This is a genomic window from Chloroflexaceae bacterium (assembly GCA_025057155.1).
Lineage (GTDB): Bacteria > Chloroflexota > Chloroflexia > Chloroflexales > Chloroflexaceae > JACAEO01.
Genome location: JANWYD010000006.1, coordinates 249,054 through 273,823, shown reverse-complemented (window position 1 = coordinate 273,823; position 24,770 = coordinate 249,054). Strand labels below are relative to the sequence as shown.

Genomic DNA, 24,770 nt, shown 5'->3' with positions numbered 1-24,770 from the left:
TTCCCCCGGTGTAGGTGGCAACCAGGTCGCCCCGCCTTGCCCCTACGCCTTCACCACCCCGATGGTCGCCTCGGCATCGCCGAACTCCACGGTCTCAACATAGGCGTCCGCCGGGGGCGCGCCCACAATCAGTTGGGTCGCCAGGGTCTCACTGCGTACATACTCGCCCCACCGGGCCAGGGTCTGCTCGAGCAGGTCGGCTTCGCGCTCGGCGTGTACGAAGAGCGTAATGCGGTCGGCGATGGCCAGGCCGGCGCTCTTACGCGCGTCCTGCACGTTGCGCACGAGGTCGCGGGCGGCCCCTTCGAGGCGCAGTTCAGGCGTCACAGTGGTGTTGAGGGCCACAATCAGCCCGTCGCCCTCGGCCACGGCGTAGCCGGCGGGAGCGCTGCTCTCCACCAGCACCTCCTCGGGCAGCAACTCAAGTTCCTGGCCGTCCACTGTCAGGCGCACAGGTTGCCCCTGCTCCACGGCCTGGGCGGCAGCGCGGGCGGGTTCGCCCGCCAGGGCCTTGAGCGCCTCGGTAAGCGCCGGCACCAGCCGGCCATACTTCTTGCCCACCAGCCGCAGATTAGGTCGGAAGCGGTACTCCACGATGTCCGATGAAGCATCGAGGTAACGCACCGCCTTGACGTTCAGTTCATCGCGCAGGTCGGCCTCGAAGCGCCGCACGCCTTCGGTCACGGCGGGGTTGCTGGCGCGCAGCCACAACTCGCTGAGGGGCTGGCGCACCTTCAGGCCGGCGTTTTTGCGCGCCGCGCGCCCCAGCGAGACCGCGGCCAGCAGGGCCTCGGTGTCGGCCACCAGCCGTTCGTCGAGCAAATCGGCGTTGACCGTGGGCCAGCGGGCCAGATGCACGCTTTCGGGCACATCGTCGGCGGTTGCGCCACTGGCCTGACCGGTGAGGTTACGGTACGCCTCCTCGGCGACGAAGGGCGTGAAGGGCGCGATCAGCCTGGTAAGGGTCAGCAGGCAGGTGTAGAGCGTGAAGTAGGCCGCCTGCTTGTCGGCGTCGGCATCGCTCTTCCAGAAGCGCCGCCGATTGCGCCGCACGTACCAGTTGGACAGCTCGTCTACGAACTGCTCGATGGCGCGAGCTGCCGGGTACACCTCGTACTCCTCGAAGTTGCGGGTCACATCGCGCACCAGCGCATTCAGCGCCGCCAGCGCCCAGCGGTCGGTGGGGGTCAGAGCATCGCGCACCTCCGGCGTGGGGAGGCTGACCGAGCCGTTGGCCGCCGCGCGCAGCACCTCGGCGGTGGGGCGCCATCCATCAAGGGTGGCGTAGGTGACGAAGAAGCCGTAGGTGTTCCACAGCGTCAGCAGGAACTTGCGCAGGCTCTCATTCACCAGGCCCAGACTGAAGCGGCGCGCATTGCCGGGCGGCGCGGCGGCGAAGAGGTACCAGCGCAGCGCATCAACCCCGTAGGCGTCAATCACCTCCTCAGGCTGGATCACATTCCCCTTGCTCTTGCTCATCTTGACGCCGTGCTCGTCGAGAATGTGCCCCAGGCAGATCACATTATTGAAGGCCGGACGGTCGAAAAGCAGCGTGCTGATGGCATGGAGCGTATAGAACCAGCCGCGGGTCTGGTCTACCGCCTCGCAGATGTAGTCGGCGGGATGGGCGGACTCGAAGAGTTCCTGGTTCTCGAACGGGTAGTGCCACTGGGCCACGGGCATCGAACCGCTGTCGTACCAGCAGTCGGCTACGTCGGGGATGCGGCGCATCAAGCCGTGCCGGGGGTCCTCCCAGGTGATCTCGTCCACGTAGGGGCGGTGCAGGTCGAGGTCGCGCAAGGAGCGGCCTACCTTCGCTTCAAGTTCGGCCAGGCTGCCGATGCATTCCATGTAGCTCCCGTCGGCGCTGGTCCAGATCGGCAGGGGCGTGCCCCAGTAACGTTCGCGGCTGATGGCCCAGTCAACGTTGTTCTCGAGCCAGTTGCCGAAGCGCCCGTCGCGGATATGCTCCGGCACCCAGTGGATCTGCTGGTTGTTGGCCACCAGGTCGTCTTTGAAGGCGGTCGTTTTGATATACCACGAAGGCTTGGCGTAGTAGAGCAGGGGCGTGCCGCAGCGCCAGCAGAAGGGATAGTAGTGGCGCACGCGCCCGCTCTTCAGCAGCAGGCCCCGTTGCTTCAGGTTGCGGGTGATTTCGGGATCGGCCTCTTTGAAGAACTTGCCAACGAAGGGCAGATCGCCGAGTTCGGGCAGCACCATGCCGTTCAGATCCACCGAGAACAGCGTGGGCAGGCCGTGCTTGCGGCCCACCTCCAGGTCGCCGTAGGCCGGGGCGATGTGGACGATGCCGGTGCCGTCGTCGAGAGTGACGATCTCATCGGCCACGACGCGGTAGGCGGCCTCGAAGTCCGGCGTATCTCCGGGGGCAGGCGCGCCCCGGAAGAGCGGTTCGTAGCGCAGCCCCACCAGATCGTTGCCCTTGAAGCGGCGTGTGATGCTGGCCTCCTCCCCCAGCACCGGCGCGACGAGGGCCTCGGCCAGCACGTAGCGTTCCCCGCCGGCATGGGCCTCAACGTAGGTCGCGCCGTGTTGCACTGCCAGGGCCACATTCGCCGGCAGCGTCCAGGGGGTGGTGGTCCAGGCCAGCAAGAAGGCGCCCCTCAGGTCGGCGGCCAGGGGCGAGGCGCTGCCCCTGGCGCTCTCGCCGGTGACGCGGAACTTCACATAGACGCTGGGATCGTCCACATCGTCGCGGGCGCCCAGCGAGACCTCGTGGTCGCTCAGGCTGGTGCCGCAGCGGGGGCAATGCATGGTCACCTTGTAGTCGCGGAAGAGCAGCCCGCGATCCCAGAGCTGGCGAAAGATCCACCACAGCGACTCGATATACTTGTTGTCGTAGGTGTAGTAGCCATTCTCATCAACCCAGTAGGCAATGCGGCGGGTAAAGCTCTTCCACTCCTGGATGTATTCCCAGACGCTCTCGCGGCACAGGCGATTGAACTCGGCAATGCCGAACTTCTCAATATCGGGCTTGCCATTGAAGCCCAGTTTCTTTTCGATCTCGATCTCGACCGGCAGGCCGTGCGTGTCCCACCCTTCACGGCGACCGATGATCCGGTAGCCCTGCATGGCCCGATAGCGCAGAATGACATCCTTAAACGTGCGGCTGATCACGTGGTGCAGGCCGGGGCGGCCATTGGCCGTCGGCGGGCCTTCGTAGAAGACGAAGGGCCGCTGGCCGCTGGCGAGCGAGCGCTCCACGATCCGGTTCGCCTGCCACCAGGCCAGGATCTCTTCCTCCAGTCGGGGGAAGACGACATCAGCAGCGACCGGTTTGAACATAACCACCTCCTCGGACGGGTACACGGCATTGCCGCGCGCCAGCCTTAGCAATTGAGATTGCAGATTGCCGCATTCGGCGCTCCACCGAGATCCGGCGACCATCTGGCCAGACTGTCAGGGGCAACACAAACGCCCCGTCCCTCAAAGGGGACGAGGCGCAGCAGGCACCCCGCGGTACCACCCCGGTTCAATGTCGCCGTGGCGCCACGATGTATGCTGTGGACATATACGCGGAGCCTGCGGACATTGCGCTCAGGAGCGTCAGACAACGCTCTGTCCCGATAACGGGGGACAACTCCGGGCGGGGCTACTGGGCCGGAGGGCCGTTCACCTGCCGGCTCGGGGGTGATGTTCGTCGCGTGTTCGACCGCCTGGCTCACACCATCCCAGGCTCGCTGGGCGCGAACGAACGCGAGTACTCGTCCCCGTCACAGCCGTTAGCGATAAGATACTTGCCAGACGCCCTCATCTGAGGGGCGAGAAAGGGGGAAAGCCGATTCCCCCCACGTTCACCTCAGTAGCGGCCATAACCGCCGCTGCCGCGATTCCCGCCGCGACCGCGATGGCGATCCTCGGACTCGTTCACGCGAATGGGCCGGCCATTCAGATCCTGGCCATCGGTGGCGCGAATTACGTTGGCGACGTTCTCGACTTCGATCTCCACGAAACCAAAACCGCGCGAGCGGCCCGTGTCGCGATCAGTGATCACGCGGGCGCTCTGCACGTCGCCGTGATCGGCGAAGAAACGCGCCAGTTCATCGTCGCCAATGCTCCAGGACAGGTTCCCGACAAACAGCTTCACCAGCATCAGAGTTCTCCTCGGCGCACGTGCGCCTCGTGGCAGGACGGCCTCGCGCCGTCCGACGGACAATCCCGACAATCCCACAGGCCGACACCCGGGTCAGAACCCGACTGCCTCGCTCGGCCACCACAACGTACATTCCCTTCGAGCGAAGAAGTTCTGACGAGCCACCAGGGGACGGACGAGGTCTCTGATGCCAGTCTCGCAGCATGTGACGTTGGCAAGCGGCCTTGATTATAACACGTTTTGGCGGGCATGCAAAGCGCGGGTTGAGCGGGATGGGTTCAGAGTAACCGCAAGCCCGCAGAGGAGCATCGTATGAGGATGAGCTGTTTGCCGCCACTTGGCAGACATGAACCCTGCGCGCAACCCTGAGGGCGTGGATGCGGTATATCTCCAGACAGGCGCCTCGTCGCCGGTGCGTTGCCCTGCCGTAAGCGGCTGTGGTACAATGCAAGTCGTGGCGAAAACCACGCTCAGATGTTCGCACCCGTCTGGCCTATGCTGCTTGAGTTGCAGATCAGCGACTTTGCGATTATTGACCGGCTGCACCTGCGTTTTGACGCCGGCTTTAACGTGCTCACCGGCGAGACCGGCGCCGGTAAATCCATCATCATTGACGCGCTGGGCGCGTTGCGCGGCGAGAAAGCGGATCCGTCGCTGGTGCGCGCAGGCCGCCCCCGCGCGCGCGTCGAGGGCGTCTTCAGTCTTGAGGATTGCCCGCGAGTGCCGTCCCTGCTCCAGGAATACGGCTTGCTGGACGACGGCGACGAGCAACTCGTCCTCACCCGCGAGATCAGCGCCGAGACGGGCCGGAGCGTGGCCCGGGTGAACCGGCAGGCGGTGAGCCTCAATGTGCTGCGCGAGATTGGCGCGCGGCTCCTCGATATTCACGGGCAGCACGAAGGCCTGTCGTTGTTCAACACGCGCACCCATCTCGACCTGCTCGACCGGTTTGGCGAACTGCTTGCGCTGCGCGAACGGGTGGCCGCTCAGGTGGCCCGCGTGCGCGCCCTGCGCGAGGAAATCGCCGAGTTGCGTCGCGGCGAGGCGCGTCGCCAGCAGCGCGTCGAAGAACTGCGCTACCTGCTGGAGGATGTACGCGCCGCACGACTGCGTCCCGAGGAGGAGGGCGAACTGCTGCGCGAACGGGCGGTGCTTCAGAACGCGGCGCGCATTACGAGCCTGGCCAACGATGTCTATGCCGCCCTCTACGAAGGGCGCGACAGCGGCCGCTCCGCCGCGCCCGCGGTGGTCGAGGCGATGGCGCGGATCGCTGCCAACCTTGAAGAACTGGCGCGCTTTGACCCCGCCGTGGCGGCCATGGCCGCCACGGCCAGCGATCTCCACTATCAACTGGAAGACCTGGCGGCGGCAGTGCGCAGTTACCGTCTTGGTCTTGATTTTGAACCCGGTCGCCTTGAGGCGATTGAGGACCGCCTGACCGTACTGCGCGATCTGCAACGCAAGTACGGTGGCGATCTGGCCCAGGTGATCGCCCGCGCCGCCAGCGCCGAGGCAGAGATTGAAAGGCTAACCCATAGCGAAGAGCATATCGCAGCCCTGCTCCAGCAAGAGGCGGCAGTCCTCGCGGAACTGGCCGAACTGGCCGGCGAGCTGTCGCGCCGTCGCCGTCTGGTTGGTGATGAGCTTGCGCGCCAGATCGAGCAATCCATGACCGATCTGGCCATGCCGAATGTGCGCTTTGCTGTCCACATCGAGCACGCTGATGATCCCGAGGGCGTGCCGCTGGCCGGCCGGCGCCTGGCCTGTGATCGGACGGGGATCGACCGGGTGGAGTTCCTGATCGCTCCCAACCCCGGCGAGCCGCTCAAGCCGCTGGCGAAGATCGCCTCGGGCGGCGAAAGCGCGCGCCTGCTGCTGGCGCTCAAGTCAATCCTGTCACGGGTGGACGAGGTTGCAACGCTGATTTTCGACGAGATTGACGTGGGGGTCGGCGGGCGCGCCGGCCACGTCGTAGGCCAGCGGCTGTGGACGATCACCGAGAACCATCAGGTCATCTGCATCACCCACCTGCCGCAGGTGGCGGCGTTCGCTGATGCGCACTTTCATATCCGCAAGGAGATCGCTGGCGAACGCACGCGCACCAGCGTCACCCACCTTGATGAGAGCCAGCGTATTGATGAAATCGCCGCCATGCTCGATGGCGCCCCGAATGAACACAGCCGGGCCAACGCGCGCGAAATCCTTACTCGCGCGGCGCACTGGAAACAGCAGCGCCAGGGCCAGCCTGCCCCGTCGCGAGGCAGCCGGCGCAGCAGCGTCGCCCCTGTCTAGCCGAGGTTCCATGCGACCAATCGAGGCATGCGCGCAATGCCGACTGCTCCAGATGCGCCGGGCGCGATAACACCGGCCATCTGCACGTGCAGGCGCCCGGTACGCTCACCGTTCGTGGCCCTCCCTCCCGCTTATGATGCCAACCCATACAACGATTGACCGATGGTGCGCCTGGGTGAGCGAAGCCTGCTGGGTGCTTGCGCTGACCATGGCGCCGATGGTCTTTAACCTCTACTCGGCGCGCCATTTCGAGCCGGATAAGGCCGCGTTGCTCCGTTCGCTGGCGCTCGTCGCCAGCTCCGCGGCGCTGGCGCGCTGGCTCAATGCCCTGGTCAGCCGCGCATCGCAGCCCGCCAGCCCTCCGCCTCCGGCAAACGCCCCGCCACTGTGGCGGCGCGTTCTGTCCCTGCCCCTGGCCGTGCCCGTCCTGCTCTACGCCCTGGTCTACCTTCTGGCCACGGCATTCTCGATCGTGCCCGGCATCAGTTTCTGGGGGTCCTACCAGCGTATGCAGGGCACGCTGACCCATCTCTCCTATATCGCTCTCTTCGTGGTGATGATCGCCACCCTGCGCCGCGTGGAGCAGATCGAGCGCGTTGTGACGATGAGCCTAGCCGCGGGGTTTGCCGTGGCTGGCTATGGCATCCTGCAACACCAGGGGTTGGATCCGCTGCCCTGGCGCGGCGATGTGATTACGCGCGTGGCTTCGACCATGGGCAACTCGATCTTCGTCGCGGCCTACATGATCATGGTTGTGCCGCTGGCGCTCTACCGGCTGGTGGCCGAGCAAAGCGCCGCGCGAACGGCGCCCGCTCCGGCCAGCGCGCGCAACGAGCAGCTCTGGGGGCTGACCCGCCTGTTGCTGTTTGGCGCCGGGCTGCTGCTGGTGCTGGCGCTGATCAAGTTCGGCGCCGCGGTGCGCACGGTGGATTTTCGCTACTGGTGGGCCTTGCCGGGCGCGGTGGTCTGCGCGACGGCCCTGTGGTGGCTGCCGACGACCGGCTATGAGCGCGCGGGAGCGCGGCTGCCCTGGTGGCCGGCTCTGCTGCTGCTCGGTTACCTGCTCACGCTGGGCGTGCAGTTCGCGGCTACGGCCAGCGCCGGATTGCAGGTCTTTGTGAGCGCGAGCGCGGGGGGCCGCGCGCTCGACTGGTGGCTCTGGCTCGCCCTGGCAGTGCTGATGGCGCTGGGCGCCTATACCCTAGCCCACACGCTGCCGCGCCTGCCGGAGCAGCCTTCGCGCCTGTGGCATCACTGGCTGGCTGGAGAGGCGGGAGTGGTCGCGCTGGCGCTGCTGGCGGCCATCTTCTTCACCCAGAGTCGCGGCCCCTGGCTGGGGCTGGGAGCAGGGCTGTTCGTCTTCTGTTCGCTGTTGCTGTGGCAGGCCATGCGCCAGGCGCGCGTCGCGGGCGACCCTGTCCGCCTGCGGCGCCTGCACGCCCTGCTCATCGGCTGGACAGCCGCGGCAGCCCTCGGGGTTGTCTTTCTGTTGATCTTTAATCTTTCCCAGGCGCCGTTCATTCAGCAACTGCGCGAAGTTCCCTACATCGGCCGAATGGGGCGGTTGCTGGAAGTTGACCGCGGCACTGGCCTGGTGCGCCGGCTGATCTGGTTCGGCGACGAGCACGCCGGGGGGGCGATAGCGCTGATTACCAGCGACTGGCGGCGCATGCTCGTCGGGTGGGGACCGGAGAGCATGTTCGTGGCCTTCAACCGCTTCTATCCGCCCTCGCTGGCGAACGTCGAGGCTCGTGGCGCTTCGCCGGATCGCTCGCACCAGGCCCTGCTTGACGAATTGGTGACCAGGGGATTGCTCGGGCTGGCAAGCTACCTGTTCCTGGTATTCAGCGCAGTGGCGCTGGCCTGGCGCCTGATGCGCGCAAGCGGCGACTGGCGCTGGCAGGCGTTTTTTCTTGCCTGTCTGAGCGCCATCGTTACCCACGTGGTCGAGGGGTTGACCGGCATTCCCATTGTTTCGACCCTGATGATGTTCTGGGTGATCCTGGCGCTGGTCGTGGCCGGCGGGGCGATGAACGGACAGTATTCTCTGTCGCTGGCCCCCGCGGCGGTTGAGCCGGCGCCCGAGCAGGCCGGGGCTGCCCATGCGGCCCCGGACTCGCGGGGCGAAAAGCGCCGGCGAGCCGCCTCGGGGGGCAAAGGCGCCAGCCGCGCCGCGGCGCCCCGCCAACCGGCGCGCGCCGCTCCGTCGAGCTTCGGGTTGTGGCTGCTCCCGGCTCTGATCGCTGCGCTGGCCCTTGGCGCGGTCTGGCGCTTCAACGCGGCGCCGATTGTGGCGGATATGCACTTCCAGCAGGGCCAGGGGCTGAGCGAAGGCGATCTGGATCTGAACCGGGCGGTGCAGGCGCTGGATGAGTATCTCCAGGCGGTGCGCCGTAATCCCGGCGAAGATTTCTACTACCTGCACCTGGGACGCACGTTGATGGGCGCCGCCGACGCGCTGCGCGTTGCCGGCGTGCCGCCAGGCGAGGCGTCGGCAAAGGTTGACATAAACGATTTGCTTGCCCTCAACGGTCAGGAGGCGGTCGTTGGCTTTGTCGAGCGCACCTCGCCGATGGCGATGATGAGCTACGCCGAGGCGGCGCTGCTCCGCGCCCACACCCTCAACCCGCTCAACAAAGACCATTTCGCTAATCTCGGGCGCCTCAACAGCTACTGGTACAGTTGGAGCGCCGATCCGAGCCGGTTGAACGCTGCGCTACAGTGGTACGAGCGCGTGACGCCGATCGCGCCCCGCGATGTGACCTTGCTCAACGAGCGCGCTGGCGTGACCATCTCCGTTGGCGATTACTACGCCGCGAATGGCGACGCAGCGCAGGCGCGCCAGTTCTACGAGCAGGCTGCCGAATTGCTGCGCTACTCTGAACGCCTCGACCCGCGCTATGCCGACACGTACCTGCGGCAGGGAGACCTGGCGCGTCTCCAGCACAATGATCCAGAAGCGGCGGTAGCGGCCTACGTGAAAGCGATAGAATTGTCGGGGACGCTGGTTGCCGGTTCCATCGAGCGCATCGCTGATGGTCTGGCGGGGCGCCCGGAGCTGCTGCGACAACTGCGTGACGCCTACGCGCGCCACGCGGCCCGGCAGGAGGAGCGCCTGGCGGCCGCCGAGGCCGGCAGGTCGCCAGGCACGGACATCGAGGCCCTGCGGCGGCAGGTGGCCCTGCTCTACAGCGCCACCGGGCTGCTGGCGGTGCGGGCGGGGGACATCCGCGGCGCGCTTGAGCCGTACCGGCGCGCCGCCGAGCTGCAACCGGGCCAGACCAGCTACCGCCGCAACTACGCGATTGTGCTGAGCGACACCCTGCGCTACGACGAGGCCCTGGCCGAGGCGCGGCGAGCGCTGGAGACGCTGCGCGTCCAGCCTGGAGCGGAAGAAGAGATCGCCGTCACCCGGCGCCTGATCGAGTTGATTGAGCAGGCGCGAGCAGGAGGGTAGGGCGATTTGGGATTTGGGATTGGGGGCAGTGTTCCCGCCGAAGGCGCCGTGACAAATCGGCAATCCAAAATCCCAAATCCAAAATCGTGAGGGGCAGCCGGTGGTGAAAGAGCCATGATCCAGATTGCGTTGATCGCCCTGGTCGCGCTTACCTTCTCGATGGTCGCCACGCCGCTGATGCGGCGGGTGGCGCTGCGCGCCGGGGTGGTTTCGGTTCCGCGGACGCGGGACGTCCACATTGCGCCTGTGCCGCTGCTGGGCGGGGCGGCAATCTACGGCGCCTTCGTCGTGGCGCTGCTGCTCTTCGGCGACCGTTTCTACGTTCGCGAACTGATCGGGATCTTGCTGGGGGCTACGCTGATCTCCCTCTTCGGGTTCGCTGATGACCGCTGGGGGCTGGGGGCGCTCGCCAAACTGGGGGGGCAGGTTCTGGCCGGGGCGGTGCTGGTGCTGGGCGGCACCCAGGTGCATCTCTTTCCGCACCCCTGGCTGAACTGGGTTGTGACCATTGTCTGGGTGGTGGGCATCACCAACGCCCTCAACTTCCTCGATAACATGGATGGACTGTCGGGCGGCGTCGCGACGATTGCGGCGGCCTTTTTTTTGCTGCTGGCGGCGATGAACACTCCGCGCCAGGTGCTGGTCGGCGCGATGGCAGCGGCGCTGATCGGCGCCTGTTTGGGTTTCCTGCGCTACAACCTGAATCCGGCAACCATCTTCATGGGCGATACGGGCAGCCTGTTCATCGGTTTCGTGCTGGCGGCCCTGGCGATCAAGCTGCGCTTTCTGGGAAACACGCCGCTGGTCACCTGGATGGTGCCGGTTTGCGTGCTTGCCTTGCCGATCTTTGACACGGCGCTGGTGGTGGTGGGGCGACTGCGGCGGAGAGTCAACCCGTTCACCACAGCGGGGAAGGATCATCTCTCGCACCGCCTGCACGCCCTGGGGTTGACCAGACGCGAGGCGGTGCTGACCTGCTACCTGCTGGCCGGGGCCTGCGGGCTGGTAGGCGTCTATCTCACGCAGGCGCGCCCGCTGGAAGCCTATGTCGTCGCCGGCGCCCTGGCCGCGGTGGGAGCAGTCGGGATCGTCTGGCTGGAGCGAGTCTGCCCGTCGGGGATGCCGTCGCGTCCGAGGTGAAACGCGGAGAAACCGGGTTTCCCTGCGCCCCTGGCCGGGGGAGGGTGCTCTCAGGTGTAGGGTTTTTTGGGTGAGCAGGGGTTTTCGGCATTCCAATGCGCTTACGGTCCTCACCTCCCCTGCCCCCCTCTCCCGCTCGCAGAAGAGGGGGAAGTTGGGCGTCCCGGCGCCCCAGATGGCGCATGCGACGCGAGCATGCGCCGGAAAACCCTACACCTGAGAAGGGCGATGGTCTGGGAGGGCGCCGCCCTCCCAGACCCTTCCGGTCCACCGTAAAAACCCAGGGCGCCCCAGCGGGGCGCCCTGGGGGATAGCGGCGCTTATCCGGCGCCGCCGGACGGGCCGATTACGCTAACCCGCGCTCGCGCAGCATCTCGGCCCAGGCTTCGTACAACTCGTCCTTCGTCTTGATGCCGGGGCGGGGCAGGGCGTGGTTGACGACATAGGTGGCCCCGGTGTGGCGGTTCTCCCACATGGCCTGATGGGCCTCGGAGAGCTCCTTCCACTCGACAAAGACCGGTTCGGTGATGGAGAGCAGACCGGCGCTGATCTCATCGAGCAGGCGCAGGATCTCGTAGGCGTTCGAGAGGTGGGTGCCCCAGATGTTGGCGGTGGGCATGTAGATCCGGCGCTGGCGCATCCAGATCTGGGGGGCGAAGAACGAGTAGCGCCGCCCGCCAAGCTCCTCGAAGTAAACGATACGCCCGATGAAGGGCTTGACCAGCATGGCGCTAACGTTGAGCGCGTCGTGGCCGGCCCGCTCGATGATCATATCGGGATAGCCGCGGGGGTTGTCGGCGCTGCTGAGGAAGACGCCTACGGCGCTGCCCAGGGGCTTGAAGGTGAGGTCGTTGAAGCGGCGCACGGCCTCTTTCAGCCCCTGGGGGTCGGTCTTGGAGTCGGGCAGGTCGGGCATGGTGCGCGGCCAGTCGAAGTCCTCGCCGTGGCGGCGGTGCAGTTCTTCAATGCTGACCACGCCGCGGAGAGCCGCGCCAAAGCCGAGGCTGAGGACGAACTCGCGCTGGGCGTCGGTGTAGGTGACCACCACGATGCGCGCGCCCAACGCGCGGGCGGCTTCGATAGCCTCGAGGCCAGGCTCATCTTCCAGGGCGCCATCGCCTTCCACACCGTAGTAGATCAGCACCGCCTGGCCGGCGCGCAGACCGGCGCGGCGCATCATCTCCTCGGGGCTGGCGTGGCCGGGCTTGCCGAGGAAGGTGAAATGGTAGCCCGAACTGGCGCCGTAGAAGGTAAGGGTGGGGATGTGGCCGTCGCGCGGTTCGCCGAGGAGCTGGAAGCTGCGCGGGAAGGCCTGCTCGCCAGCGTGAGAGATGGCGTAGTCGGCGAGGTGATGGTTGTTCTGGGCGCGGAACATATTCAGCAAGGGCTCGCCGGCCTTCTCCCACTCGGCCCACTTCGACGGATCGGCGGGGATGCGCGTGAAAATGTGGGCGATGGAGGGGTCCTTGCGATTGATGTAGCCCTTGCCGCCGGCTTCGAGCAGGGTTTTGGCGCGGGCCTCGCTGGAGACCATACCGATCACGTTGAGACCGTTGCGGGCCGCCGAGCGGGCCGAGTCGAGGCCGGTGCCGGTGGCGGCGCCTTCGATGAAGATGCTCTTGCCGGGCTTGATGGCCAGGGTGGTGAACAGGGCGCGGTAGGCGGTGCCGAGGTTGAGCATGAAGCTCCCGGCGGCCTCCAGCGACATATCCGGCGCCAGCGGCATGCACTGCGGGGCCTGGGCCAGCATGAACTGCTGGTGCGAGCCGTCGGGCGTATTGTAGCCCTGGATGACGAAATCGGCGGCCATCGGGTCGAGACCGACCATTGGTGAAAGCAGGTCGTTCTGACCGGAGTAGATGGCCACCAGATCGCCGACCTTGATGCGGCCTTCCTTGCGCAGTTCTTCGCCCACGGCGACGACGAGGGCCACGCCGCCCGAACCGGTGATGTGCCAGTCGCGGTCGTGCTCATCGAAGAGCGAGACCGGAATGCCGGTAATGGCCCAGATGTCGTTGAAGTTGACCTCACTGGCGAGGATATAGAGCAGGGCCTGGTTGGGCGCGGGATGTTCAACAGGAATGATGATCTGCCGCTCGACATCCTTGGGATCGCCCAGCACCCCTGCGCCGGTTTCGGGGTCGCGAATGACACCCTGAGCGTACTGCCACCTGGGAATGGGGGTCACGCCGGGGAAGAAGGGCGAGCCGATGGGCAGAAGCTGGCCGGTTTCGAGGTACATCTTCTCCTGCTCCGGGGTGACCAGCGTCCGGCGGGTGGGCAGCGGCGCCGAGCGCTTGTCCATAAAGTCCTGGATGCCCTTCTTGCCGCCCTCGGGGTCAACGACGGCCTCGGCGAAGAGGCGCGCTTCGTGGGCGAGGCCCTTCTCAAAGCCGTGCTCGAAGCCGTAGCGGATGGCTTCCAGGGCGCGCTCGACGGCCCTGGTGCGGCCGGCGGTGGCCGCCTGGGCGATGATGCGCTTGATGCGCGGGTTCTGGATAATGGCGTTGAGTTCGTCCTTGACGAAGTGGGGCTGGGGCTCCTCCCAGGCGGCGAGGGCGGCCTTGCGGCGCTCGAAGGCCTCCTTGAGCACGCCGCCGCCGGTGGCATACTCGCGCGCCAGGGCGCTGGCGACGCTCAGGCAGTCCTGGGCGTCGGTGGCGAGGACGTCAACCAGGCCGATTTCGAGGGCCTCTTCGGCAGTGATGGTGCGTCCGCCGAGGATCATCTCCAGGGCGCGCAGGGTGCCGGTGCCGTTGTTCTGCTTGTAGAGCAGGCGCGGCAGGCGCTGCGTGCCGCCGTAGCCGGGGAGCAGGCGCAGATTGATCTCGGGCTGGCCGAACTCGGCGTGCAGATCGGTGACGCGGAAGTGGCAGGCCAGGGCGAACTCGAGACCACCGCCGAGGGCCACGCCATTGATGGCGGCGATGCAGGGCTTGTCCATGCGCTCGATCTTGCGGAAGGCCAGGTGGGCGTTGTTGGGCAGGGCGATGGCGTCCTCGACGGTATGGATGTCTTCGAGCAACTGGCGAATATCGGCGCCGGCGACGAAGCTCTTGGTGCCCTGGCCGGTGAAGATCACCGCAAAGACGTCCCGGCGACGCGACAGGTGGTCAACGATAGTGTTCAATTCGTCGAGGGCGCGCTCGTTGAGGGCGTTGACCGGCGGGTTGGTGACGGTCACAATCGCCAGGCGTTTGACGTCCTCGGCGGCCTTTGCCCGCGGGCCGGACGTGATGGCGTGGTACTCGATGCGGAAGTAGCGATAGCGCTCGAAGATCTGCTGCTCGTCGGAGAGCTTCTGCTTGCGCTTCCACTCATCAATCTTCTGGCGGATCTCCTCGAGCGACTCGGGATTGCGCAGAGTGGTGGTGTCGCCCAGCGGCTCGTCGAGCATCAGGTTGCGCAGGAAGCGGCGCATGTACTTGCCGCTGCGCGTTTCGGGGAAGGCCGAGACCTCGATGTAATCCTCGGGAACGGCGACCACGCCCTTCTCATTGCGCACCAGGTCGTCGAGGCGTCGGCGGTCGTTGCTGGTGAGCCGGCGGCCAGGGGCGGTGAGAATGAAGGCGACGGGGGTGAGGCCCTTCTCGCGGTGGGGCGCGCCGACGACGATGCAGTTGCCGACGGGCGAGTCGGGGGTGATCTGCTTATCGCGGAGGATGGCGCCCTCAATCTCCTCGGTGCCCATGCGGTGGCCGGAGACGTTGATCACGTCGTCGGAGCGGCCATGGAGGGTGAAGGAGCCATCGGCGTACTTCATCGCGAAGTCGCCCTGGACGTAGGCCCACTCGCCGTTGGGGCCGCGGCGCCAGTAGGTCTTCACGAAGCGCTGGGCATCGCCGCGCCAGTCACTCAGGGGCCGCTCGCCGCGCACGACGGCCTCCAGGGTGGGCACGTCGCCCCAGATCGTGCGCGTGAGATAGGGGTAGGGAGCGGTGATGACAATCTCGCCCTTCTCCTCGAAATCGGCCGGGCGGTAGACCAGCTCGCCGCCTTCCGGCGGAGTCTCGGTCACCCAGACATCGCCGATGACCCAGGGCAGGGGATAGGTATGCGCGTCGGGACGCAGCGGGAAATCATCGTTGCCGTAGAAGTGGGTCCAGACGATCCCGCCGTGCTCGGTCGCCCAGTAGGAGTTGATATACTGGGGCGACATAATCTCCATGCCGAACTGCTGGACCGCGGGCGAGACCGGCTCGGCGCAGAAGGTGCAGACGCGCAGGGAGCTCATATCGTACTGCTGCACGTCGGCCACGTTCTGCGGATTAGTCATTACCGATTTGAGGAAGGTGACGCCCGCCTTGAAGACCTGCACCTTGTTGCGCTCGATGACGCTGGCGAAGCGGCCGGCACTGGGGAAGACCGGCGAGCCTTCGAGCAGGATGCTGGTGCAACGACTGGCGAGGCTGGCGGTGATCATGTAGCTCTGCCCGGTGATCCAGCCCGGATCGGCCACGACGAAGACCGTGTCACCCGGCTCGGCGTCAAAGCTGACCTTCATGGTGTGGACCAGGCCGGCCACGTAGCCGCCGTGGACGTGCACGACACCCTTGGGTTTGCCGGTGCTCCCGCTGGTGTAAATAATGAACATCGGGTACTCGGCGTCCACGGGGGTGCAGGGGGCCAGGCTGGCGAGGACGGAGTAGAACTGTTCAACGGGCAGGGCGAGCAGGTCGGCTTCGGAGTTGACGTTGAGGCCGCGGGCGCGCGCGGTAGCGAGGATCCGCTCGAGGGCCTGCGCGGTCAGTTCGTGGCTCCAGTGATCGCGCTCAGGGCGCCAGAGGAGTTCCTGGGCCGTATGCTTGACCACGATCACCGCTTCGACGCGAGGCGGGGAAGCCACGAGCGCCTTGGCAATGGTGGTGCGGATCTGCGACTGCACGGCGACATCGAGGCCGCTCAGCTCCTGCAGCGCCTTGCCGACGCCGCGCATCACATCGGAGCGCTCGACGGTGATGTCCTCGGCGATGGTCGCCTGTACCGTCGAAACGATCTTGCCGGCGTATTCGGGCTTGACGCCCAGCCTGGCGAGCGTTTGCTCGACGATTGCTACGGCCGTCTCGACCGGAATGAACTTATCGAGGGCCTGGTCGGTATAGACCTCCTTATAGGGCACGATCTGGGCGTTGCGGTAGGCCCCGTCGGAGGTGATCACCAGGCGGGCGCCGGCATTGTGAATGCGGTCGCTCAGGGTCTTGTCGGAGAAGCCGCCGAAGACGGGGGTGTAGATAATGCCCAGGCGCTTGGCCGCCTCGGTGTAGTAGAGCTGGTCGAGGATGTTGGGCATATTGAGGGCGATGCGGTCGCCCTGCTTCAGACCGAGACCGGTGAGCACCAGGGCGGCCTTGACCACCTCGAGCAGCAGGCGCTTGCGGGTGACCTTCTCCTCGGTGACCGGGCCGCCGCGCCCGCCGTTGAGCGAGTTGTCCCAGCGGTCGCCTTCAAAGATGAGCGCAATTTCGTCGCCGTAGCCGAGGAGCACGTGGCGATCAACTTCGTTGAAACAGGCGTTGGTCAGACCACCTTCGAACCAGCGATAGAACGGCGGATTGTCGTCGTTGAAGGCGCGCGCCCAGGGCTGATGCTCGGCCTCATACGGCACTTCCACCGGGGCGCCGGTCGCGGCGTCAAGCCCGGTCCAGCGGTTCTCCGACTCGTCCCAGGTAATCCAGGCTTTGAGCGCCGGATCGTACCAGTGGATGGCGCTGCGGGCGATCGCGCCGAAAAATCCGCCAGGATCGGCCAGGAAAGCGCGGCGTTGGGCCTCCCAATCGGCACGGGAGCGAATAGGGTTCGTGCGCGGCGTGCGAGGGGGGGCGAGGTGCGCGGCCTCGATCATCGGTAAGCCTCCACTTTCAATACTACCTACCGGGTGTCGTCTATGACGTATACGACACTTCCTGATCCGCGTCGGTTGTGACGCGATGAACAAAGGGGACTAGTGGGTAGCGTAACCGGTATGACGCACTTCGTCAAGGGTGACTTGGGCGGTAGAAGCCTACCCGTTCTGGTGGGTAGGGGGTACGGTTCATGCGCCTCCTTCCGTTCGGCGGGGGGTGAGTAAACCAGGTTTCCCCACCTTGCAAGTGTAGCGTTCCTGGAGCGAGCGGGATGTTTTCCGCATTCCCGTGCACGCACGACCCTCACCCTCCTTCCCCCTCTCCCGCTCGCGAGAGAAGGGGGCATTGGGCTTCCCATTGCCCAAAACGAGCAGTGCGACGCAAGGGCTTGCCAGCAGAATAGGCGCCTGTGCGGGTTTCCCCGGCCTCTGCCGGTCATCACCAGGGTATGCCCGCGAGGGCGAGGCCCTCCTGGTTCACGGTAGGTTCTGCTCATGGGTGACCATCCGGTAGGGCGCAAACCCGCGGGCCCGGTAGTTGGCCAGGGCGTAGGGGCCATCGAGGGTGCAGGTATGCACCCAGACGCGCCCGGCGCCATCGTCGAAGGCGCGCTGCACGCCGGCAGAGAGCAGGTGCCGGCCATAGCCGCGCCCGTGGAACGGCGGAAAGAGGCCGAAGTAGGCCACCTCCGTACCCGGTTCTTCTGACTCACGGTTGAGTTCGAGGTAGCCAGCCGGCGTGCCGCGCAGGTAGAGCACCAGCACCGAAACGCTCGGCCGCGCCAGGTAGCTGCCGAGGCGCTCATCGCTCCAGGCTAGCCGGTCCGTCCAGTGGTAGAGTTGGCCGACGGTCTGATAGAGAAAGCGGTAGAAGGCGGGCAACGGCTCGCAGGCCTCGATGATCTGCACGTCGGGATCGGCGCTGAACGCCGGGCGAAAGTGCGCGCGGCTCGGCAGTTCCAGATAGGTCGTAGTGACGGTAACGATCGGCATGTTTTAGCTTGTAGATTTGTTGATGCCAGGCAGGCGCAGCGTGGATGTGATTATAGATTTATGATTACACAAGTCTATGAATGAAGTTTTTCCGGCAACCGCCTGCCCCCTCCCCAAACCCTCTCAGGTGTAGGGTTTTTCGAGCGAGCAGGGGTTTTCGGCATTCCAATGCGCTTACAATCCTCACCCCCCGCCCCCTTCTCCCGCGTGCGGGAGAGGGGATTTGGGGGTCTCAATGCCCCGGATGGCGCATGCGACGCGAGGATGCGCTGAGAAACCCTACACCTGAGAACTCCCCAACCCTCCCCCGCCGGGGGAGGACGTCCACCTTGTCCCCGTGGCGGGAGAAGGCCGGGAGGGGGTGCGGAAATGCAATAAACCTTCGTTCACCGACCGGCTAGCTTGCTAATGGGGCGCAGTGGCAAGCTGGCTTGAACTGTGTCTTATCCTACCACAGGCTGGGACCTCTCTGGTTACACGACCGGGCCGCTGCCAGAGGCGTTGCTTTAGAGGAAGCCCGTGGTTGGTTCTGGCGATGACGCTGCTAACGTAAAGACTTATTTTCCTTACAATATCGCACGCTACTTCGCTTAGGGATAGCGCAAGTCGAAAGTTGCCTGTATACTACGCTCCAACGGCAAACGACGAACGTTGGAGGCTCGCGATGCGACAGTTTTCGTGGACGTGGCTCCAGAACGTCTGGCGCGCGCGGATCGAACCGCTGGCGCTGGCCGCGCTGGCGCTGACGGGTCTCAGTCTGTCTCCCCTGCTGGTGCTGGAGGTGCTCACGTTCGAGCAGGCGGCCCGTATCGCGGCAGTGATGGGCTGGGGGGCCGGGGTGTTACTGGTAGCGCGCCTGGCGCCGTTGCTCCGGCGTGAGGGATGGCGGCTGACGGCGCTCGGGTTGATCCTGGCGGGTGCGCTGGCCGGGTCGTGGGTTGCGCTCACTCCGGCGGCGCGGGCACAGGGCGGCCTGACCTTCAAATCCGCGCCGCGCATCTCACAGGGAGCATTCAGCCAGATCCTTGCCGCTGCTGGCTCGCCAGCGGCGCCGCACGCCGATGAGCTATACGGCATTATCGTGGCCTATGGCCTCGATCCGGCAGTGGCGCTGGCCTTCTTCCAGCACGAATCCCAGTACTGCACCACCGGCGCCTGCGCGCGGGGCGATCTGCGGAACTGGGGTATGCAGCGCCGAGCCGTCCGCGCCGAACGCTCGCCTGGCGTAGTGCAGGGCTTCGCGCGCTACCACACCTGGCAGGACGGGATGCGCGACTGGTGCGAACTGATCCTCGGCTACATCAATCGGGGGATGGATACGGTCGAAAAGGCCGTGCCGGTCTACGCGCCGCAATCGGACGGCAATGCGCCGACGGCGTACATCGCGGCCATCCGGCGACAGGTGGCGGCCTGGGCGGGCCGGGTCGTCGGCGAGCCGTCGTTGCGAGCGTATGGCGGGTCGCTGGAGCAGGCCCTGGTGACCGAGACCTTTCTGGCCTCGAATGTGCAGTTTCACCCAACCTGGGCCTTTCACAACTACATGCTGAGCGAGGCCCACGCCGGGCGGCCCCTGGGCGCGCCGCTAGATGAGAGCCGGATCATTAGCGTCGGCGGCCAGCGCTTTGCGGTGCAGGTCTTTGCCCTCGACACGCTGTACACGCCAATCGCTCCGGTCGCCAGCGAAACCAACTGGGCCGATGTGCGCCGTCTCAGCGACCTGCTGCGCCAGGGGCCGGCGCCGACCCCCGCGCCGACGAATACGCCCCCCCGGCGGTGAAGATACGGCGATGGAGCAACTCGCAGCGTTGCCCCGCTGAATCCCGTCGGGGTCGCGGAGCATGTTTCAGCAGAGGCCATACTGCTCCAGAAGGGCGGTATTGCTGAGCAGGGAGGCGCTGGGTCCGTCGTAGGCCACCAGCCCTTCGCTCAGCACAATTGCCCGTGGGAAGACCTCGGCGACCATAGACAGATCGTGGGTGGCGACGAGCATGGCCTGCGGTAGCGCGCGCAGCAGGGCGATCAGCTCGCGCCGGGCGCGCGGGTCGAGACCGGCGGAAGGCTCGTCCAGGGCGAGCAAGACAGGGTCCATCGCCAGTACGGTGGCAATGGCGATCCGTTTGCGCTGCCCCGGGCTGAGATGGTGCGGGACGCGCCGGTCGAACCCGCTCATGCCGACCTGCTCCAGCGCCCGGCTCACCCTGGCCCGCACCTCGGCTTCGGCCATCCCCATATGCAGCGGCCCGAAGGCAACATCGTCGAACACGGTCGGCGAGAAGAGTTGATCGTCGGGGTCCTGGAACACCATTCCCACTCGCGCGCGGATGTGGCGAACAGTAGCGCCGGTGACCGGCACGCCCTCTACAAGCACGGCGCCGGAGGCGGCCCGCAGGATGCCGTTCAGGTGCATGAGGAGGGTGCTCTTGCCCGCGCCGTTAAGCCCTACCAGGGCGGCCTTCTCGCCTGCGGCCAGGCGCAGGGAGATGCCGCGCAGGGCGGGCGTTCCGTCGGGATAGACGTAGCGCACGTCGCGCAGTTCCAGGAGTACGGGGGGCAAGGCAAGGGTTAGTGATGGGTGCGTTTGCGGTTCGAGGGACGTGCTCACGGAGGTGGCTTTCAGGGCCGGTAGGCCAGCCAGACGATGGCGGCAAGCAGGGCGACGCCGGTGATCAGCACCCCTTGTTCACTGCTGGCAAGGGGGCGAGCGGGCAGGCTGCGCCACTCGCCGGTGTAGCCGCGGGAGAGCATGGCCGCGTGGATGCGCTCGCTCCGCGCATAGGCGCGCAGAAACAGCGCGCCGATGATGCCTCCAAGCACTCTGGCGCGCCAGACGAGCGACCTGCCCGCGCGTCGCCCGGGCATGGCGGCGGCGCGGCTCTCCCGAGCGCGCAGCATGCGCTCCGCCTCATCAACCAGCACGAACACATAGCGGTAGGCGGCGCCCAGCATCGTGACCAGGATGGCAGGGAGGCCGAGGGAGCGCAACGCGCCGAGCACCTCGGTGAAGCGGCTCGTTGCCATGAGCAGCAGGGCGGCCTGCACCGAGAGCCAGGTTTTGAGAATGACCGACAGGAAGGCGATCAGGCCGGCATCAGTGGCGGTGAGGGCGACGGGTCCGAAGGACAGTGCAATGATTGGCGTCCCAGGGCGCGTAAAGACCAGGGTCAAAGCAGCAAAGGCGAACGGCGCCGCGATGAAGGCGCGTCGCAGGATCAAAGCGGGACCAACCGCCGAGCGCAGCACTGCCCACCACAGCAATGCGGCGCTGGCTGCCAGCGGCAGCCAGCGGCCAGCGGGGATCAGGGCCACTGCCAGCACCAGCGCCAGGGTAAGGAGGAGTTTCACTCGCGCATCGAGAGCGTGAACGGGGCTGGCTCGGTCAACATAGGGATCCAGCGATGATGCATGCGCCATGGCGGTATGGAGCAAGTCTAGCTTGTCGATCCCTGGCCGGATTTCCGGCGACCGCGAATCAGGAGCATAATGCCATAGGCCAGGGTAAAGACGATGAGCAGGCCAATCACTCCGGAGAGAATGGTCGAGAGCGGCCCGTCAAGGCCAGGGATGGTGTAGTCTGGCAGTATGTTGTAGGCCGGGTCCTGGGCGCGCTCGATGAAGCCGTGGTCCTCTGCGACACGCTCCAGGCCGTCGGGATCAGCCGAAGCCATTGGCGAGAGGAATGCCAGCCCGACAGCGATGGCCAGGCCGATGAGCGTCACGCTAAGCATAGCGCTGCGGCTCATCGCCCGGCTCAGTGCGCGGGCGTCGAGGCCTTCGGCGAGGGCAGGTACGAGATCGGGCCGCATAGTGGCGACGAAAGCCAGGGCGGCCACGGTGATCAACCCCTCGCCGATCCCGATGAAGGCATGCACGAAGAGCATGGCAGGAAAGACCACCGCGGCGGAGAGCCCTGACAGCACCAGTTGCAGCGAGGTGAGGAACGCGGCGACCATCACCGAGAGCCAGGCGGCCACGAAACCGGCGACGATCAGGCCCCAGGGCTTGCCGCCGGCAGCGCGCATCAGGGGCATGCCCACGCCATAGCCCACCAGGGTGGCGGCCACGCCCATATTGAACACATTCGCGCCGAGGGCCAGCAGGCCGCCATCCTGGAAGAGCAGCGCCTGCAACGCAATCACGCAGGTCATAACGAGCATCCCTGCCCAGGGGCCGAGCAGCAGCGCCGCAAGCGCGCCGCCAAGAAGGTGCCCGGAAGTGCCGCCGAGGACGGGGAAGTTGAGCATCTGCGCGGCAAAGATGAACGCGGCCATCACCCCCATAAAGGGAACCCGGCGCTCATCGAAGCCTTGCGTCCGCTGCACCGCGAGGGCCAGCGCGGCGATGGTGAGCACCCACCATAGCAGGGCCACTGGCACGGAGAGAAAGCCGTCAGGAATGTGCATCCCCAGCAGTATGGCCTGGCCAAGGGCTTGCACCAGCATACGCTCCTCCTTGAGACTTCACACAGCGTTCCATCGAGACTTCTCCCTGTGGGTGAGGCTCGAAGAGCCGCGCTCCTTCGAAAGCGCCGTTGCCGCGCAGCACGACGGGCAATGCTTGCAGGTCGCGGGCGCCCACCCTCTGCCGCTATGAAGGCTCGTGTGAATGACAGGTCTATAGTGTGCATTATACCTGATGGATGGAAGAGAGGGACGCAGCCTCCTCAGGTGTAGGGTTTATCGCGGGAGAAGGGGTTTTCGGCATTCCAATGCGCTTACGATCCTCACCCACCCCGCCCGCCTCTCCCGCGAGCGGGAGGGGGAGTTGGGCGTCCCAATGCCCCGGATGACGCATGCGACGCGAGCATGCGTCGGAAAACCCTACACCTGAGAAGGGACGCAGCCCCGGATCGCAGGCAGCGTCTCTACGCTGGCCCCGAACTTCTGTTTTTTCGCCGGTTCTGGCGAATGGATCGCCAGAACCATCGAAAAATGACCCTGAGGTCGCTCCGCTGCCCTACACCGCCGCAGAGGGGAACCTTGCCCGCGCCCCGGGCGCGGCCCTGCTGGCGTCTCAGGCGCCCCCGGAGCGTTCGTGGCGCTGGCGGCGCATATACTCCACAACCAGGGGATCGATCAGCCCCCGGTCGAGGCCGGTGAGGCGCATCTCCAGGTTTTCGATCCCGCCGTAGGTTTCGAGGGCGGTGCGGGTGAGGGTCTCAAAGCGGCCATCAGCCGGACCGCTGTAGTAGCCCATAGTGTTGAGGAAGAGCTGGATCTCGCGGGTGAGTTCGGGCGTGAGGGGAATGAGGGTAGCGGGATCAGCAGCGGTGAGGTAAAAGCGATGGAGGCGAAGCAGCCGCTCCAGTTCGGCGAGGGGATCGGGATGATCATCCACCCGGAGATCAACGTAGCGGTCGAAGTTGCCGCCGTAGGCGCCACCGGCGCGCGCGACATAGAGCGCCGCCGACTGGCGACCGCGCCGGTCGCCGCCGGCCGCCTCGCCGGCCGCCAGGGCTAGCACCAGCCGCTCGGCCAGTTCGCCCCGCGCAGTCTCAAAACGCTCGGCCATAGCCTCGACCACGCGCGGTCCGGCGAGGATGTTGCCCAGCACGACATATCCCGTGCCGAGGCGATGACCAGCCCAGGGCATACAGGCTGAACCCGTGTAGGCCGCCACGCCGCCACGGGCGTCCACCAGGCCCACCTGGCGCTGATCGCGACCGGGGTCCTCTCGCAGCAGACGAGCGAGCGTTTCGGCGGCGCTCAGGCCCTCGGCCATCAGGGCCAGCCCATCGGGGCCGTAGCGGATGTTGGCCAGCGCCTGCGTGGCCAGGGCGCCCGCACCGGCCCGGGCCCAGGGCACTACCGATCCAACCGCCAGAAACTTCGATTGCACGGCGACGCCCAGGTCGCCGTTCGCGGGATCACGGGCCACAACCGAGAACGTGGCAAGTACCGGCATGGCTGTCCCCCTTATATCTTATGATTTCGGTCCGCAATTGCGCATACCTTTGCGTCAATACCCGCCGGGGCAGAGGGACGCCCGCTTTTCCCACAATCTTTACAACCGGTCGAGTTTACGTTATACCGTCGCGGATTGTAGGTTCTGGATCGCCGCATCTGGAGTCCCATAGGGGGAAGGGCAGAGAGTGCAGCCCTCTGCGATCCGTCCTGTTCCCCCAGTGTCGGGCTCGGGCCCGGCTTCGCTGCCGCGAGCGCGAGCGCATGGTCACCGTCTCCCCGCGCCCCGATCAAGTATACTGGATAGGCATTGCGACAGATGAAGCCTCGAACACCGACGATCATCAGCGGCGCGGCATGGCCTCATGCTACTCGACTCCCGCTAGCGGGGCGCGCGCGGAACTGCTGGCGATCAATTCGCGTTTTGTAGCAGCAGCGGGCCCCGCGTCCGGCGTAGAGGCGGCAAAATCATGGCTGCGCCGGACGCAATCCTGATAGGGCATGCCCGCATGGAGGGGCGATGAGGCCCGTCTGCGAGCGCCGTGGCGTGCTATAATTCCAGGGATATGAGCGCGCTGCACCCGTTCACGGTTCATTTTCCCATCGCCTTGCTCCTGGTGAGCGGGTTATTCACCCTGATCGCCCTGCGCCGAGGAGAGGCTGCCTGGGAGACGAGCGCCTATCATTGTCTGCTGGTCGGCTGGATAGCCGGCGTGGTGGCGGCGCTCAGCGGCGCCTTCGATGCCGCGCGGCAGTTGATCGGCCCCGAAGCGATCCGGGGTCTGATCGGCTGGGTTAACGCCCATGCGTTCGTCAATATCGCGGCGCTGATCGTGTACGGGCGGGCCCTGTTACTCCGGCGGCGGCGGTCTGACCTGCTTGCCGATGCCACGGCCCGTCGCAGCTATCTACGGCTCCACGCCATCGGGGCGCTGCTCCTGGTCGTGGGTGGCTGGCTGGGAGGGCAACTGGTGTACCGGTTTGGCCTTGGAGTACAGTTGTAATCACGTCCGCTGCGGCGTCCAGGTTCCCTTC

Annotated in this window: 13 protein-coding genes; 5 read left to right on the top strand and 8 right to left on the bottom strand. The window is 66.1% G+C overall.

The genetic code is table 11. The features are described from left to right. Nucleotides 1-42: 42 nt before the first annotated feature. Nucleotides 43-3,303: an isoleucine--tRNA ligase gene (gene ileS, locus NZU74_07200; GenBank protein MCS6881104.1), complete on the bottom strand. Its 3,261-nt coding sequence runs from the start codon at nt 3,301-3,303 to the stop codon at nt 43-45. Between the two features lie 514 nt (nt 3,304-3,817). Continuing rightward, nucleotides 3,818-4,111 carry an RNA-binding protein gene (locus tag NZU74_07195; protein ID MCS6881103.1) on the bottom strand — a complete coding sequence of 98 codons (294 nt, stop codon included), beginning with the start codon at nt 4,109-4,111 and terminating at the stop codon, nt 3,818-3,820. 474 nt (nt 4,112-4,585) lie between these two features. Here NZU74_07195 and recN point away from each other — a divergent pair, with 474 nt between their 5' ends. The 3 genes from recN to NZU74_07180 all read left to right on the top strand — a co-directional run bounded on the left by recN (nt 4,586) and on the right by NZU74_07180 (nt 11,000). Next, a complete protein-coding gene (gene recN, locus NZU74_07190; GenBank protein MCS6881102.1) occupies nt 4,586-6,403 on the top strand; it encodes a DNA repair protein RecN in 1,818 nt (605 codons plus the stop codon). 175 nt (nt 6,404-6,578) lie between these two features. Further along, entirely contained in the window at nt 6,579-9,860 is a 3,282-nt protein-coding gene (locus tag NZU74_07185; GenBank protein ID MCS6881101.1) for an O-antigen ligase family protein, read from the top strand. Nucleotides 9,861-9,974: 114 nt separating this feature from the next. Continuing rightward, a complete protein-coding gene (locus NZU74_07180; protein ID MCS6881100.1) occupies nt 9,975-11,000 on the top strand; it encodes an undecaprenyl/decaprenyl-phosphate alpha-N-acetylglucosaminyl 1-phosphate transferase in 1,026 nt (341 codons plus the stop codon). A 346-nt stretch (nt 11,001-11,346) separates the two neighbouring features. On the opposite strand, the gene NZU74_07175 is transcribed toward NZU74_07180, so the two are convergent. Continuing rightward, nucleotides 11,347-16,842: an AMP-binding protein gene (locus tag NZU74_07175; GenBank protein ID MCS6881099.1), complete on the bottom strand. Its 5,496-nt coding sequence runs from the start codon at nt 16,840-16,842 to the stop codon at nt 11,347-11,349. A 477-nt stretch (nt 16,843-17,319) separates the two neighbouring features. After that, entirely contained in the window at nt 17,320-17,835 is a 516-nt protein-coding gene (locus NZU74_07170; protein MCS6881098.1) for a GNAT family N-acetyltransferase, read from the bottom strand. Between the two features lie 664 nt (nt 17,836-18,499). Here NZU74_07170 and NZU74_07165 point away from each other — a divergent pair. Next, nucleotides 18,500-19,612: a hypothetical protein gene (locus tag NZU74_07165; GenBank protein MCS6881097.1), complete on the top strand. Its 1,113-nt coding sequence runs from the start codon at nt 18,500-18,502 to the stop codon at nt 19,610-19,612. Nucleotides 19,613-19,678: 66 nt separating this feature from the next. Here NZU74_07165 and NZU74_07160 read toward each other — a convergent pair whose 3' ends face one another. The 4 genes from NZU74_07160 to NZU74_07145 form a co-directional block, all read right to left on the bottom strand. Then, complete coding sequence (locus tag NZU74_07160) at nt 19,679-20,389, bottom strand: energy-coupling factor ABC transporter ATP-binding protein (GenBank protein MCS6881096.1); 711 nt, start codon at nt 20,387-20,389, stop codon at nt 19,679-19,681. 59 nt (nt 20,390-20,448) lie between these two features. After that, nucleotides 20,449-21,246, bottom strand: coding sequence for a cobalt ECF transporter T component CbiQ (gene cbiQ, locus NZU74_07155; protein ID MCS6881095.1), 798 nt, complete (start codon nt 21,244-21,246; stop codon nt 20,449-20,451). Between the two features lie 17 nt (nt 21,247-21,263). Then, nucleotides 21,264-22,274 carry an energy-coupling factor ABC transporter permease gene (locus NZU74_07150; GenBank protein MCS6881094.1) on the bottom strand — a complete coding sequence of 337 codons (1,011 nt, stop codon included), beginning with the start codon at nt 22,272-22,274 and terminating at the stop codon, nt 21,264-21,266. A gap of 571 nt (nt 22,275-22,845) precedes the next feature. Next, on the bottom strand, nt 22,846-23,736 hold the full coding sequence (locus NZU74_07145; GenBank protein MCS6881093.1) for a DUF1028 domain-containing protein: 891 nt from the start codon (nt 23,734-23,736) through the stop codon (nt 22,846-22,848). Nucleotides 23,737-24,301: 565 nt separating this feature from the next. Between NZU74_07145 and NZU74_07140 the strand changes: the two genes are divergently transcribed. Next, complete coding sequence (locus NZU74_07140) at nt 24,302-24,739, top strand: DUF2231 domain-containing protein (protein MCS6881092.1); 438 nt, start codon at nt 24,302-24,304, stop codon at nt 24,737-24,739. The last annotated feature ends 31 nt before the right edge of the window (nt 24,740-24,770 follow it).

Bases quoted from the DNA above. Each gene is read 5' to 3' on its own strand.
- ileS (MCS6881104.1), bottom strand. From the start codon at position 3,303: ATGTTCAAACCGGTCGCTGCTGATGTCGTCTTCCCCCGACTGGAGGAA.
- NZU74_07195 (MCS6881103.1), bottom strand. From the start codon at position 4,111: ATGCTGGTGAAGCTGTTTGTCGGGAACCTGTCCTGGAGCATTGGCGAC.
- recN (MCS6881102.1), top strand. From the start codon at position 4,586: ATGTTCGCACCCGTCTGGCCTATGCTGCTTGAGTTGCAGATCAGCGAC.
- NZU74_07180 (MCS6881100.1), top strand. From the start codon at position 9,975: ATGATCCAGATTGCGTTGATCGCCCTGGTCGCGCTTACCTTCTCGATG.
- NZU74_07175 (MCS6881099.1), bottom strand. From the start codon at position 16,842: ATGATCGAGGCCGCGCACCTCGCCCCCCCTCGCACGCCGCGCACGAAC.
- NZU74_07170 (MCS6881098.1), bottom strand. From the start codon at position 17,835: ATGCCGATCGTTACCGTCACTACGACCTATCTGGAACTGCCGAGCCGC.
- NZU74_07165 (MCS6881097.1), top strand. From the start codon at position 18,500: ATGCGACAGTTTTCGTGGACGTGGCTCCAGAACGTCTGGCGCGCGCGG.
- cbiQ (MCS6881095.1), bottom strand. From the start codon at position 21,246: ATGGCGCATGCATCATCGCTGGATCCCTATGTTGACCGAGCCAGCCCC.
- NZU74_07150 (MCS6881094.1), bottom strand. From the start codon at position 22,274: ATGCTGGTGCAAGCCCTTGGCCAGGCCATACTGCTGGGGATGCACATT.
- NZU74_07145 (MCS6881093.1), bottom strand. From the start codon at position 23,736: ATGCCGGTACTTGCCACGTTCTCGGTTGTGGCCCGTGATCCCGCGAAC.
- NZU74_07140 (MCS6881092.1), top strand. From the start codon at position 24,302: ATGAGCGCGCTGCACCCGTTCACGGTTCATTTTCCCATCGCCTTGCTC.